Source organism: Serratia sp. 1D1416 (genome assembly GCF_003641105.1).
Classification (GTDB): Bacteria; Pseudomonadota; Gammaproteobacteria; order Enterobacterales; family Enterobacteriaceae; genus Serratia; species Serratia ficaria.
The window spans coordinates 1,942,817-1,955,857 of record NZ_CP032738.1; the positions used below are offsets into that span (position 1 = coordinate 1,942,817).

Sequence of the window (13,041 nt, forward strand, 5' to 3'; positions counted from 1 at the left end):
AAGTAAAATAAATAAGGAGAACGCGTGCCACGATACCCGGTCATGTGCTTGTTATCTGTGCTGCTTGCGGCTCCTGCGGCGTACGCGGCGAATGTGCGTCTGCAGGTGGAAGGTCTTAGCGGGGAACTGGAAAAAAACGTCCGGGTGCGGCTGTCGTCGATCACCCCCGAAGAGGTCGGCACCGACGGCCGCTTCCGCGCGCGCGTGGACGAAGCGGTGCGCCAGGGGCTGCGGGCGCTCGGCTACTATGAGCCGACCATCAACTTCACGCTCGACAACCGGCCCGGCCTTTCGCGCCCGGTGCTGCACGCCAAGGTGGATCCGGGCGAACCGGTGCGCATCGCCGGCGCCAACATCGTGCTGCGCGGCGGCGCCCGCACCGACGAAGATTACCAGACGCTGGTCAAAAAGGGCCGGCCGACCATCGGCGAGATCCTCAATCACGGCAAGTACGACAGCTTTAAGGGATCGTTGAGCGGCCTGGCGCTGCGCAAGGGCTATTTCGACGCCGATATGGCCAAGAGCCAGCTCGGCGTTGCCGAAGAGCTGCACAAGGCCTTTTGGGATATCGACTTCAACAGCGGCGAGCGCTATCGCTTCGGCAAGGTAAAGTTCGAAGGGTCGCAAATTCGCGAAGACTATCTGCAAAATCTGGTGCCCTTTCATCAGGGGGATTATTACAGCTCGGAGGATTTGGCCGAGCTGAACCGGCGTTTGTCCGCCACCAACTGGTTCAACTCGGTGGTGGTGTCGCCTGATTTCAAAGATGCCAAAGAGAACAAGATTTTGCCGCTAGAGGCGCTGGTGACGCCGCGCACCCGCAACACCATCGAAACCGGGGTCGGCTATTCCACCGACGTCGGCCCGCGGGTCAAGGGCACCTGGAAAAAACCGTGGCTCAACGATCGCGGCCACAGCCTGGAAACCAGCGCCAGCATTTCGGCGCCGGAGCAGCAACTGGATCTGACCTATAAGATCCCGCTGCTGAAGAACCCGCTGGAACAGTATTACCTGCTGCAGGGCGGCTTCAAGAACGTCGATCTCAACGACACCAAATCCGTCACGTCCAAAGTGGTGGCGTCGCGCAACTGGGATCTCTCCAGCGGCTGGCAACGGGCGTTGAACCTGACCTGGCGTTGGGACCACTTTACCCAGGGCACCGTCACCAACACCACCATGCTGCTGTATCCCGGCGTCAGCATCAACCGCACCCGCTCGCGCGGCGGCCTGATGCCGACCTGGGGCGACAGCCAGCGTTACTCCATCGATGTCTCCGACACCACCTGGGGCTCCGGGGTGGACTTTGCGCTGATGCAGGCGCAGAACGTGTGGATCCGCACCCTGGCCGACAAGCACCGTTTCGTGGCGCGCGGCCAGGTGGGCTGGATTGAAACCAACGACTTCGACAAGGTGCCGCCGGACCTGCGCTTCTTCGCCGGCGGTGACCGCAGCATCCGCGGTTATAAGTACAAGGGCATTTCGCCGCGCGACGACGACGGCAAGCTGACCGGCGCCTCCAAGATGATGACCGGCTCGCTGGAATACCAATACAACGTGACCGGCAAATGGTGGGGCGCGGTGTTCGTCGACTCGGGCGAGGCGGTGAACGATATCAAGCAAAGCAACTTCAAGACCGGCGCAGGCGTGGGCGTGCGCTGGCAGTCGCCGGTCGGCCCGGTGAAGCTGGATATCGCCGCGCCGGTGGGTGACAAGGAGACCCATGGCGTGCAGTTCTACATCGGTTTGGGGCCTGAACTATGAGCCTGGTGAAAAAGATTTGTCTCGGATCCCTGATCGTTCTGCTGTTGCTGATCGGCGGAGTCGCTTTCCTGCTGGGCACCACCAGCGGTTTGCATATGGTGATTAACGGCGCGGCGCGCTGGGTGCCGGGCCTGGATATCGCCGGCGTCAGCGGCGGCTGGCGCGATCTGACGCTGAAAGGCGTCAAATACCAGATGCCGGGCGTGACGGTAAATGCCGGGCAGTTCCACCTGTCGCTCGATCTGTCCTGCTTCAAGCGCAGCTCGCTGTGCGTCAATGCCCTGACCGCGCAGGACGTGGACGTGGTGGTGAAAACCAAAGAGATGGCGCCGTCTGCGCCGGTCGAGGAGACCAGCGAGCCGACCACCAATCTCAGTACGCCATACCCGATTACCCTGCGCATGCTGGCGTTGAACAACGTCAAGGTCAGCGTCGATGACACCGCGATTTCCCTGGGCGAGTTCCGCACCGGCGCCCAGTGGCAGGAACGCGCGCTGACCCTGATGCCGACCAAAATCAGCGCGCTGCTGATTGCCCTGCCGAAGACGCCGCAGAACCCCTTGCCAGAGGCGGTGCAGCCGGCGGTAGAGGTGGCGAAACAGGTTGGCGAGCAGGTCGACAAGGCGGCCAAACCGGCGCCGCAGCCGGCAGAACAGCCGCTGGGCGAAACGCTGAAAGCGCTGTTTGCCCAGCCGCTGCTGCCGGACCTGCCGGAAATTCGCTTGCCGTTGGATATCACCGTCAAGGAAATCAGCGGCGAACAGCTGCGCCTGACCGGCGATACCGAGGTGCTGATCACCCGCCTGCTGCTGCAGGCCAGCACCAAGGATCAACATATCCAGCTGGATAATTTTGACGTCAAGTCGCCGCAGGGCACGCTGTCCGCACAGGGGCAGGCGACGCTGACCGGCGAGTGGCCGGTGAGCATGGTGGCCAACAGCACGCTGAACATCGATCCGCTGAAGGGCGAGAAGGTGAAGCTCAACGTCGGCGGCGGGCTGCGCGAAGAGCTGAAGGTGGCGCTCAACCTGTCCGGGCCGGTCGGCGCGCAGCTCGACGTACAGACGCGCCTGGCCGAGGCTGGCCTGCCGCTGGCGCTGACGCTGCAAAGCAAACAGCTGAAATGGCCGTTGAGCGGCGAATCGCAATATCAGGTCAATGATTTCCGCCTGCGCTTTAACGGCAAGGCGACCGACTACGCGTTGTCCACCCGCGCCAATATCAAGGGGCAGGACCTGCCGCCGGCGGTGCTGACGCTGGATGGCAAGGGCAATGTCGAACAGTTCAAGCTGGAGCGCCTGCGACTGGCCGCGCTGCAGGGCAATACCGACCTCACCGCGCTGGTGGACTGGAGCAAGGCCATCAGCTGGAATTCGCAGCTGACGCTGAGCGGCATCAACACCGCCAAACAATGGCCGGAATGGCCGGCCCGGCTCGACGGCAAAATCACCACCCGCGGCAGTTTGTACGGCGGCAGCTGGCAGCTGCAGGTGCCGGTGCTGCAGCTGGACGGCAACGTGAAGCAGAACAAGGTCACGGCGCGCGGTGCGCTGAGCGGCAACGCCGCCGGGCAGTGGAAGATACCCGGCATCGACCTGACGCTGGGGCGCAATCAGCTCAACGTCAAAGGCCAGCTGGATGAGAAAAGCTGGAACCTGGACGCCAATATCGACGCGCCGCATCTCGACGGCGCGCTGCCGGGCCTGGGCGGCACCGCCAAAGGGTTGGTCAAGCTGCGCGGCAACCTGCAGGCGCCGCAGGTGTTGGCCGACCTGACCGCCTCCGGCCTGCAATGGCAGGCGCTGCGCATCAACCGGGTGAAAATCGACGGCGACGTGCGCTCTACTGACCAGATCCAGGGGCAGCTGGCGGTGCGCGTTGAGCAGCTGAAGCAGGACGCGCTGGAGGTCAGCCTGCTGACCCTGGACGCCAAGGGCAGCGAGAAGCAGCATCAGCTGCAGCTGAAGATTGACGGCAAGCCGGTCTCCGGCCAGCTGGCGCTGCAGGGCAGCTTCGATCGCCAGCAACAGCGCTGGCGCGGCAACCTGAACAACACTCGCTTCGATACCCCGGTCGGCGAATGGCGCCTGACGCGCGCTATCGCGCTGGACTACCTGAATACCGCGCAGAAAATCAGCGTCGGGCCGCACTGCTGGCAGAACCCGAACGCCGAGCTGTGCGTGCCGAAAACCATCGAGGCCGGCCAGAGCGGCCAGGCCAGCGTGGTGCTTAACCGCTTCGATCTGGCGATGATCAAACCTTTCCTCGGCCCGGAAACCGCGCTGAGCGGCGTATTTACCGGCCGGGCCGACGTCAGTTGGAAACCGGGCGGCGCGCTGCCGGAGGCCAAGGTGTCGCTGGCCGGCAACGGCGTGAAGGTGGTGCAGCAGGTGCAGGGCAACGCGTTGCCGATCGCCTTCGACACCCTGACCCTCAACGCCGGGCTCAACAACGGCCGCGCACAGGCGGACTGGCTGATCAAGCTGACCAACAACGGTCAGTTCGACGGCAAGATCCAGGTGACCGATCCGCAGGTGCGGCGCGCTATCAGCGGCAACGTCAACATCGCCAATATCTCGCTGGCGATGATCAACCCGGCGCTGATGCAGGGCGAAAAGGCGGCGGGCATGCTGAACGCCAACCTGCGCCTGGGCGGCAGCGCGGAGAAACCGCTGGTGTTCGGCCGGCTGGCGCTGGACAAGGTGGATATCGACGGCCACTGGATGCCGTTCGACATGACCGACGGCCGGCTGGCGATCAATTTCAACGGCATGACCTCGACGCTGGAAGGATTGGTCAGCACCACCCGCGGCCAGCTTAACCTGGCGGGCGACGCCGACTGGCGCGACATCAACGCCTGGCGCGCGCGCATCGCCGCCAAGGGCGACAAGCTGCGGGTGACGGTGCCGCCGATGATCCGCATCGACGTGTCGCCGGATCTGGTGTTTGAAGCCACGCCGCAGCTGTTCTCGCTCAACGGTTCGGTGGATATTCCCTGGGCGCGCATCACGGTGCAGGAACTGCCGGAAAGCGCGGTGGGCGTCTCTTCCGACGAGGTGATGCTGGATGACCAACTGAAGCCGATCCAGCCGAAGACGGCGGGGATCCCGATCAACAGCAACCTGATGATCCACGTCGGCGACGATGTGCGGCTGGACGCCTTTGGCCTGAAGGCCAGGCTGAAGGGCGACCTGAAGGTGGTGCAGGACAAGCAGGGGCTGGGGCTCAATGGCCAGATTGACATCCCTTCCGGCCGCTTCCATGCTTATGGTCAGGATCTGATCGTTCGCAAGGGGCAGCTGATGTTCTCCGGCCCGCCGGATCAGCCGCTGCTCAACATTGAGGCGATCCGTAACCCCGAATCGACCGAAGACGACGTGACCGCCGGGGTGCGCGTGACCGGCCTGGCGGATGCGCCCAAGCTTGAGGTGTTCTCGGATCCGGCCAAATCGCAGCAGGAAGCCTTGTCCTACCTGCTTCGCGGCCAGGGATTGAACAGCTCCGGCGCCGACGGCAACGCCATGACCTCAATGTTAATTGGCATGGGGGTTGCACAAAGTGGTCAACTTGTGGGTAAAATCGGCGAGGCGTTTGGCGTGAGTAATTTGGCCCTGGATACCCAGGGGGTTGGCGACAGCTCCCAGGTTGTCGTGAGCGGCTATGTTCTCCCAGGCTTACAAGTAAAATATGGGGTGGGCATTTTCGACTCGCTGGCCACGCTGACGTTGCGTTACCGCCTGATGCCTAAGTTGTATCTTGAAGCGGTGTCTGGTCTCGATCAGGCATTAGATTTGCTCTATCAGTTTGAGTTTTAGCGATGCGAATAATTGTCTACGGCAGTTTACGACGCAAACAGGGAAACAGCCATTGGATGACCAACGCCCAATGGCTCGGCGAGCATGAGCTCGAAGGCTATCAGATTTATAATCTGGGCCATTACCCGGCGGCGATCCCTGGAGAGGGCACGATACATTGCGAGGTGTATCGTATTAACTCATCGATTCTGGCAGAGCTGGACGAACTGAAAAGCAACACCAAGGACTATAAGCGCGAGCTGATTCAGACGCCTTATGGGAGTGCGTGGATCTACCTGTATAAACACAGCGTAGACGGTTACCCGCGGATCGACAGCGGTGATTGGCTGAAGCGTCTCGACGAAAAGTAATAAAAAAACACCGCTCACCGAGCGGTGTTTTTTCATCGGACGGCGGCAGGAATTACTTCTTGGCGGCGCGTTCGAAAGAGGCGATGATTTCCGCTTTAGCCGCGGCAGCGTCTGCCCAGCCTTCCACTTTCACCCATTTGCCTTTTTCCAGATCTTTATAGTGCTCGAAGAAGTGGGCGATCTGCGCTTTCAGCAGCTCCGGCAGGTCGTTCACATCTTTGATGTGATCGTATTCTTTGGTCAGCTTGCTGTGCGGAACGGCAACCAGCTTCGCATCTTCACCGGCTTCGTCGGTCATCTTCAGTACGCCAACCGGGCGGCAGCGGATCACGGAACCTGGCTGCAGCGGGTAAGGGGTCGGCACCAGCACGTCAACCGGATCACCGTCCAGAGACAGGGTGTGGTTGATGTAGCCGTAGTTGCACGGGTAGAACATCGCGGTGGACATGAAGCGGTCAACGAACAGCGCGCCGGTGTCCTTGTCGATTTCATATTTGATCGGATCGGCGTTGGCCGGGATTTCGATAACTACGTAGATGTCTTCCGGCAGGTCTTTGCCAGCGGGGACCAGGTTCAAGCTCATGTCGGTTTCCTTAATCTTCAAACCAGAAATGGAGTGGCGGCTATTATAGCGGACTCTTTTGCGATTTCCTGCCCTTTTCATCACCCGGAGCCCGGCCGGGGGCCATGGCGATAATTTCCAGATTAATCCACCGTCGGCGTGAAGTTTTCCCCGGGGATGCCGATAACTTCCGCAAATAATAATGAGCCGGCAAAGGCTGGCTCCGCGTTTTGCCTCCCCTACGTTGATCTCACTATTCTGAAGCCGGGAAGAACTCATGCTAAAAAAGATTACGGTGAAGGCCGGGCTTATCGCCTTGCTGAGCCTGATGACCATGCTGTTGATTATGGTCAGCGTTATCGGCGTAAACGCGATTAACGAAGGATCGCGCTCGCTACATACTCTGAACCAGATCCTCGGCGAAGAGCTGGGATCGCTGGCCAACAGTTCCAACCTGACGCTGCGCGCCAGGACCGCCGCCTCGCTGGCGGTGCGCCAGCGGGAAATCGGCCAGATTGAGGTGTCCGACGCGACCGTCAGCCGCATCTACGGCTATCTTGAGCAGTCGAAGCGCGAAATGGCGCGCTTCGTGGGCGTCGGCACCGTGACCGAACGCGGGCGCGTGCTGTCCGGCCGCCTGCAAAACAGCTATCGGGCCTATCTGGAACAGGGCGTGGCGCCGATGGCGGACGCCATCAAGGCCGGCAAGGTCGACGATTACTACCGGATCCAGGAAACCAAAATCTCCGCGCTGAGCATCGCCTTTGAAAAGGACCTCGGCGATTTCCGCAGCTTCGCCATGAAAATCGGCGAGCAGCGGGTGGATGAGGCGAAAAGCAACGCCAGCGCCAAGATTAGCCTGATCGTGGTGGCCGGCCTGCTCAGCGTGCTGCTGGCGGTGCTGGCCTGGTTTGCGCTGCGGATCATTATCCTGCGGCCGCTGGATGATTCCATCGCCCAGCTGGAACATATCGCCGGCGGCGACCTGACCCATCACATCAGCGGCGAAGGGGATACCGAAATGGGCCGCCTGGTGCGGGCGATGCAGCGCATGCAGCAGGCGCTGGCCGGTTCGGTCAGCAAGGTGCGCGACGCCAGCAGCCAAATCGATACCGGCTCGCGCGAGCTGGCCGCCGGCAACCTGCATCTGGCTCAGCGCACCGAAGAGTCGGCCGCGTCGCTGGAAGAGACCGCCGCCAGCATGGAGCAGCTGACCTCGACGGTGAAGATGAACGCCGAGAACTGCGAGCAGGCCAATCAGCTGGCGCTGAGCGTGTCCGACATCGCCAATCGGGGCAGCGACGTGGTGAGCCAGGTGATGAGCAAAATGCAGGCGATCACCGACAGCTCCAGGCGCATTGCCGATATCATCAGCGTGATGGACGGCATCGCCTTCCAGACCAACATTCTGGCGCTGAATGCGGCGGTAGAGGCGGCGCGCGCCGGCGAACAGGGGCGCGGCTTCGCGGTGGTGGCCGGAGAGGTGCGCAATCTGGCGCAGCGCAGCGCCCAGTCGGCCAAAGAAATCAAGGGGCTGATCGAGGCTTCGCAGAACCGGGTGCAGGAAGGCGAGCAGATGGCGGAATCGGCGGCGAAAACCATGAGCGGCATTACCGGTGAAGTGGGCCGGGTGACGGCGCTGATGCGCGAGATTTCGGCGGCGACCCGCGAGCAAAGCAGCGGCATCGAACAGGTGAATCTGGCGGTGGCGCAGATGGATCGGGTGGCGCAACAGAATGCGGCGCTGGTGGAAGAGTCGGCGGCGGCGACGCGTTCGCTGGAGGATCAGGCCCAGCTGCTGGCGCAGAGCATGGCGGCGTTCAAACTCTAAGCGAAAGAAGACGGGAGGGCGGTGGGCCGCCCTCCCGTACAGCGGCTTTACTCGTCCGGGTTCTCGGCGATAAAGCGCTCGGCGTCTTCGACCATCGAACGGGTGCCGACGAAGAATGGCGCGCGCTGGTGCAGTTTCACCGGGGTGATGTCCAGAATGCGGTTTTTACCGTCGCTGGCTTTGCCGCCGGCCTGCTCGGCCAGGAAGGCCATCGGGTTGCACTCATACAGCAGGCGCAGCTTGCCTTGCGGGTGGCTGGCGGTGCTTGGGTAGATGTAGATGCCGCCCTTCAGCAGGTTGCGGTGGAAGTCGGCAACCAAAGAACCGATGTAGCGCGAAGTATAAGGGCGCTGGGTCGCCTCATCCTGCTCCTGGCAATATTTGATGTATTTCTTCACGCCGCGAGGGAACTTGATGTAGTTGCCTTCGTTGATGGAATACATGTTGCCGGTTTCAGGGAAGCGAACTTTCTCGTGGGAGAGGCAGAACACGCCCAGAGAAGGGTCGTAAGTAAAGGCATGCACGCCATAACCGGTGGTGTACACCAGCATGGTGGATGAACCGTAAACCACGTAGCCCGCCGCCACCTGAGCGCTGCCCGGCTGCAGGAAGTCTTCTTCGGTCACCGGAGTGCCGACCGGGGTGATGCGACGATAGATCGAGAAAATCGTACCGACCGAGACGTTGACATCAATGTTGGACGAGCCGTCCAACGGATCCATCAGCACCACATACTTGGCATTTTCTGCACGTTCGCCGTCGAATATCACGATTTCATCTTCTTCTTCAGAAGCGATGCCCGCAACTTCACCGCGCGCTTTCAACGCCGCTTTCAGCTTTTCGTTAGCGTACAGGTCCAGTTTCATCTGAACTTCGCCCTGTACGTTGGAAACGCCGCTGGTCCCCAGAATATCAACCAGACCGGCCTTGTTGATATCGCGGTGGATGATTTTGGCGCCCAGTTTAATTGCAGAAAGTAACGCTGTCAGCTCGCCGGTGGCGTGAGAGAAGTCGTGCTGTTTCTCGACGATAAATTCGCCTAACGTTTTCATGACACAATCCCTGAATCTACGGATGGATAGCGGTCTGTTAACAAACCGCCAACGTTTTCGCGAGCAGTGTAGCCCAAAGCCACGCGCTATTCATAGGCAAATCCATTTCTTCTGGACGATTCTGAGCGTTAGAATAAGCTCTAAATCGAAGCACTCAGATGAGAAACCTAATGCGCATACATATTCTTGGGATCTGCGGCACCTTTATGGGCGGGCTGGCGGTGCTGGCTCGTTCACTGGGGCATGAAGTCACCGGTTCGGACGCCAATGTCTACCCGCCGATGAGCACGCTGTTGGAGAACCAGGGGATCGATCTTATTCAGGGCTATGATCCGGCCCAGCTGGATCCGGCGCCGGATCTGGTGATCATCGGCAACGCCATGACGCGCGGCAACCCGTGCGTGGAAGCGGTGCTGGAGCGGGGCATTCCTTACGTTTCCGGCCCGCAGTGGCTGCACGACTACGTGTTGCGCGATCGCTGGGTGCTGGCGGTTGCCGGCACCCACGGCAAAACCACCACCGCCGGCATGGCCACCTGGATCCTGGAAGCCTGCGGTTACCAGCCAGGCTTCGTCATCGGCGGCGTGCCGGGCAACTTCGACGTGTCCGCCCGCCTCGGCGGCAGCCCGTTCTTCGTGATCGAAGCCGATGAATATGACTGCGCGTTCTTCGACAAGCGTTCCAAGTTTGTCCACTACAGCCCGCGTACGCTGATCATGAACAACCTGGAGTTCGATCATGCCGATATCTTTGACGATCTGAAGGCGATCCAGAAACAGTTCCACCACCTGGTGCGTCTGGTGCCGGGCAAAGGCAAAATCATCTTGCCGGATAACGACAATCACCTGAAGCAGGTGATGGCGATGGGGTGCTGGAGCGAGCAGGAACAGGTCGGCGAAGAGGGCGCATGGCGCGCGCAAAAGCTGACGCCGGACGCCAGCCGCTATGCGGTGTTCCTCAACGGCGAGCAGGTCGGCGAGGTGAATTGGGCGCTGGTGGGCGAGCACAACATGCATAACGGGCTGATGGCCATCGCCGCCACCCGCCACGTGGGCGTGCATCCGGCCGACGCCTGCCGCGCGCTGGGCGACTTCATCAACGCCCGCCGCCGCCTGGAACTGCGCGGCGAAGCCAACGGCGTCACGGTGTACGACGATTTCGCCCACCACCCGACGGCGATCCTGGCTACCCTGGCCGCGCTGCGCGGCAAGGTGGGCGGCACGGCGCGCATTTTGGCGGTGCTGGAGCCGCGCTCCAACACCATGAAAATGGGCATCAGCAAAAATGATTTGGCGCCTTCGCTCGGCCGCGCCGACGAAGTGTTCCTGTTCCAGCCGCACCATATTCCCTGGCAGGTGGCGGAAGTGGCCGAAGCCTGCGTACAGCCGGCGCACTGGAGCGCCGATCTCGATGCGCTGGTGGAGATGATCGTGAAAACCGCGCAGCCGGGCGACCACATTCTGGTGATGAGCAACGGCGGCTTCGGCGGCATTCACGATCGCCTGCTGGAAGCGCTGGCGAAGAAGCAGGAGCCGAAAGTCACCTACTGATCGTCAGCGGGATCGCGTCATTTCAGCATAAGGGCCGCCGGCGGCCCTTTTTTGCGCCCATAAAAAAGCCCTCGCGAGCGAGGGCAACGGGGTTTCGTCGGATAGGACGACGATAGGGGCGCCGGAGAGTCGGCGTTTGCGTCAGAACTCGGCAGTGGCAGTGACGAGGGTAATCAGCTCTGCAAACGCGCTCCCCAGCGTTGTTATTTGTAGATCTCGGCGGTAGCGTGGTAGCTGCCTTCATTGCGCGCTTCGATCACGCGGTAGGCTGTGGCGCCCTGTTGGTCCGCTTTATCCGACAGCGCCTGGCGAATGTCGGAAGGCGCGCCGTCGATGCCGCTGACGGTGATGGTGCCGACGGATTGCAGATTGCCGACCTGATCGTTAGTGACCAGTTGGGCGGCCGAAGCGCCGAAAGACACGGCTGACAGCAGGCTGAGCGCGGCGATGGTGGTTTTCATGTTCATGGTATGGGTCCTTTGGCGATAACAGCCTGGAAGGGCTTGGTAGCGGTTTTTATTCTTGAAGACCGTTATCGGTGGTGCGAAATTCCAGAGATTTATTGCCCGTTTACGGGTAACGCCCGGTACTTATTTGTAAATTTCAGCGGTCGCGTGGAAGCTGCCTTCGTTGCGCGCTTCGATCACGCGGTACGCCGTGGCCCCTTTGGCGTCGGCTTTATCAGACAGCGCCTGGCGAATGTCCGAAGGTGCGGCGGCGACGCCGCTCACGGTAATCACGCCGGCCGGCTGCAGTTTTTCCGCCTGGGAGGCATCAACAGATTGTGCTGCAAATGCGCCGAAAGAAAGCATTGATAGAAGGCTCATGGCTGCAACGGTAGTTTTAGTATTCATCATCTCACCTCATCGTATTCTTTTATCAGTTCCAATGAACTGTGATTTACGTCACGGAAATGAGTATACATCTAGTAACTCGAAAAATTAATAGTTGGCTAACAGTTTCTAGTGAAACTTTAATCTGGCGATCCTTATTTTTAATAACCGGATGGAATAAAAAACGCTTATAAAACGATCTTTCGATGTTAAATTTATGTAATTTCAATAGGGTAAGTGCTTTTGACCAAAAGTGCGGAAGATCGCAGTCGCTAACGCTGGCGACATGGAAATGTCATTGAAATGTGTTGCAGATGGGCGAAAAGGCAGTATTAAACGTGGTAGGGCAGCGTGGAAAGGTAAAGGAAGGGTTAAATAAGCGCTAACGAAACGCGACCCTTGGCCGCATTTTGTTAGCGCCGCGCCTCACAGTTCTTGTTCGAACACACCCAGGATCGCTTCATGTAACTTCTGAGCGGTAAAGGTGCTGGAGGGGGTGACGAAAATGGTGTCGTCACCGGCAATGGTGCCGAGAATGCCTTCGGATTTACCCAGCGAATCCAGCAGGCGGGCAATCAGCTGCGCCGCGCCCGGGCTGGTGTGGATCACCACCACCGCGTCGTTGTGGTCGACGTCCAGCACCAGGTTCTTCAGCGGGCTGGTGGTGGTCGGCACGCCGAGTTCGGCCGGAAGGCAATACACCATTTCCATTTTGGCATTGCGCGTACGCACCGCGCCGAACTTGGTCAGCATGCGCGATACTTTGGACTGGTTAATGTTTTCGAAGCCTTCTTCTTGCAGCGCCAAAACGATCTCGCCTTGAGAACTGAATTTTTCTTCTTTCAATAACGCTTTAAACGCCTTGATCAGATCTTCCTGCTTTGCGGGATTACGCATTTTGCACCGTGGAATGTTGACAATAGAAGTGATGATTATGCATATAATTGAATTTTTATGCAATAAAGCCTGCCCAAATAAAATAATCGTGCCCGGGCGGCGAGGAAAGGACGGCATTTTAACAAAATCCGCCCCTCATGAATATGCCCTTTCAGCGACTGAAATCATGGCCCCCAGCGGTAAAGAAAATGTTATTAAAATGATGTTGTTCTGATGTTGCGTAAGGGTGTAATGTAACCGCCGGTTAACTTGCTCGTGAATAACCTCGCATTATTTTTGATTAGTGTGCGCTATGCCCTTCATGCGTAAGCGATTTAATCTAAAATGGGCGCGGCATCGGCCGGTTTATTGCCCCAGCTCGCAAACACATCGTTAAGAGATTGTTTTCAA

The 13,041-nt window shown here is 59.7% G+C and carries 11 protein-coding genes; 6 read left to right on the forward strand and 5 right to left on the reverse strand.

Annotated features, from left to right (window positions below; genetic code table 11):
• The first annotated feature begins 24 nt into the window (after window positions 1-24).
• From D7I37_RS09235 to D7I37_RS09245, 3 genes are read left to right on the forward strand one after another with little or no spacing between them, the layout of a single operon-like run.
• On the forward strand, window positions 25-1,761 hold the full coding sequence (locus D7I37_RS09235) for an autotransporter assembly complex family protein (protein WP_061799908.1): 1,737 nt from the start codon (window positions 25-27) through the stop codon (window positions 1,759-1,761).
• Entirely contained in the window at window positions 1,758-5,576 is a 3,819-nt protein-coding gene (locus tag D7I37_RS09240; protein WP_129543582.1) for a translocation/assembly module TamB domain-containing protein, read from the forward strand. The genes D7I37_RS09235 and D7I37_RS09240 overlap by 4 nt, the downstream gene beginning before the upstream one ends.
• 2 nt (window positions 5,577-5,578) lie before the next feature.
• Complete coding sequence (locus D7I37_RS09245) at window positions 5,579-5,926, forward strand: gamma-glutamylcyclotransferase (protein WP_061799913.1); 348 nt, start codon at window positions 5,579-5,581, stop codon at window positions 5,924-5,926.
• Window positions 5,927-5,978: 52 nt separating this feature from the next.
• Here D7I37_RS09245 and ppa read toward each other — a convergent pair whose 3' ends face one another.
• A complete protein-coding gene (gene ppa, locus D7I37_RS09250) occupies window positions 5,979-6,509 on the reverse strand; it encodes an inorganic diphosphatase (protein ID WP_061799915.1) in 531 nt (176 codons plus the stop codon).
• Between the two features lie 256 nt (window positions 6,510-6,765).
• On the opposite strand from ppa, the gene D7I37_RS09255 reads away from it, so the two are divergent.
• Window positions 6,766-8,319 carry a methyl-accepting chemotaxis protein gene (locus D7I37_RS09255; protein WP_061799917.1) on the forward strand — a complete coding sequence of 518 codons (1,554 nt, stop codon included), beginning with the start codon at window positions 6,766-6,768 and terminating at the stop codon, window positions 8,317-8,319.
• 47 nt (window positions 8,320-8,366) lie between these two features.
• Here D7I37_RS09255 and fbp read toward each other — a convergent pair whose 3' ends face one another.
• Window positions 8,367-9,371, reverse strand: a complete 1,005-nt coding sequence (gene fbp / locus D7I37_RS09260) for a class 1 fructose-bisphosphatase (protein ID WP_061799919.1) — start codon at window positions 9,369-9,371, stop codon at window positions 8,367-8,369.
• Window positions 9,372-9,541: 170 nt separating this feature from the next.
• Here fbp and mpl point away from each other — a divergent pair, with 170 nt between their 5' ends.
• Window positions 9,542-10,921 carry a UDP-N-acetylmuramate:L-alanyl-gamma-D-glutamyl-meso-diaminopimelate ligase gene (gene mpl, locus D7I37_RS09265; RefSeq protein ID WP_129543583.1) on the forward strand — a complete coding sequence of 460 codons (1,380 nt, stop codon included), beginning with the start codon at window positions 9,542-9,544 and terminating at the stop codon, window positions 10,919-10,921.
• Between the two features lie 203 nt (window positions 10,922-11,124).
• Here the strand turns inward: mpl and yhcN (D7I37_RS09270) are convergent, their stop codons facing one another.
• The 3 genes from yhcN (D7I37_RS09270) to argR form a co-directional block, all read right to left on the reverse strand.
• Complete coding sequence (gene yhcN, locus D7I37_RS09270) at window positions 11,125-11,388, reverse strand: peroxide/acid stress response protein YhcN (RefSeq protein ID WP_061799921.1); 264 nt, start codon at window positions 11,386-11,388, stop codon at window positions 11,125-11,127.
• A 123-nt stretch (window positions 11,389-11,511) separates the two neighbouring features.
• Complete coding sequence (gene yhcN, locus D7I37_RS09275; protein ID WP_061799951.1) at window positions 11,512-11,775, reverse strand: peroxide/acid stress response protein YhcN; 264 nt, start codon at window positions 11,773-11,775, stop codon at window positions 11,512-11,514.
• A 405-nt stretch (window positions 11,776-12,180) separates the two neighbouring features.
• Window positions 12,181-12,651, reverse strand: coding sequence for a transcriptional regulator ArgR (gene argR / locus D7I37_RS09280; protein WP_061799922.1), 471 nt, complete (start codon window positions 12,649-12,651; stop codon window positions 12,181-12,183).
• 37 nt (window positions 12,652-12,688) lie between these two features.
• Between argR and D7I37_RS27000 the strand changes: the two genes are divergently transcribed.
• Window positions 12,689-12,865, forward strand: a complete 177-nt coding sequence (locus D7I37_RS27000) for a hypothetical protein (RefSeq protein WP_157079263.1) — start codon at window positions 12,689-12,691, stop codon at window positions 12,863-12,865.
• The last annotated feature ends 176 nt before the right edge of the window (window positions 12,866-13,041 follow it).

Excerpts from the sequence above, each read along its gene's own strand:
- D7I37_RS09240 (WP_129543582.1), top strand. The coding sequence starts at position 1,758 with ATGAGCCTGGTGAAAAAGATTTGTCTCGGATCCCTGATCGTTCTGCTG.
- D7I37_RS09245 (WP_061799913.1), top strand. The coding sequence starts at position 5,579 with ATGCGAATAATTGTCTACGGCAGTTTACGACGCAAACAGGGAAACAGC.
- ppa (WP_061799915.1), bottom strand. The coding sequence starts at position 6,509 with ATGAGCTTGAACCTGGTCCCCGCTGGCAAAGACCTGCCGGAAGACATC.
- D7I37_RS09255 (WP_061799917.1), top strand. The coding sequence starts at position 6,766 with ATGCTAAAAAAGATTACGGTGAAGGCCGGGCTTATCGCCTTGCTGAGC.
- fbp (WP_061799919.1), bottom strand. The coding sequence starts at position 9,371 with ATGAAAACGTTAGGCGAATTTATCGTCGAGAAACAGCACGACTTCTCT.
- mpl (WP_129543583.1), top strand. The coding sequence starts at position 9,542 with ATGCGCATACATATTCTTGGGATCTGCGGCACCTTTATGGGCGGGCTG.
- yhcN (WP_061799921.1), bottom strand. The coding sequence starts at position 11,388 with ATGAACATGAAAACCACCATCGCCGCGCTCAGCCTGCTGTCAGCCGTG.
- yhcN (WP_061799951.1), bottom strand. The coding sequence starts at position 11,775 with ATGAATACTAAAACTACCGTTGCAGCCATGAGCCTTCTATCAATGCTT.
- argR (WP_061799922.1), bottom strand. The coding sequence starts at position 12,651 with ATGCGTAATCCCGCAAAGCAGGAAGATCTGATCAAGGCGTTTAAAGCG.
- D7I37_RS27000 (WP_157079263.1), top strand. The coding sequence starts at position 12,689 with ATGCATATAATTGAATTTTTATGCAATAAAGCCTGCCCAAATAAAATA.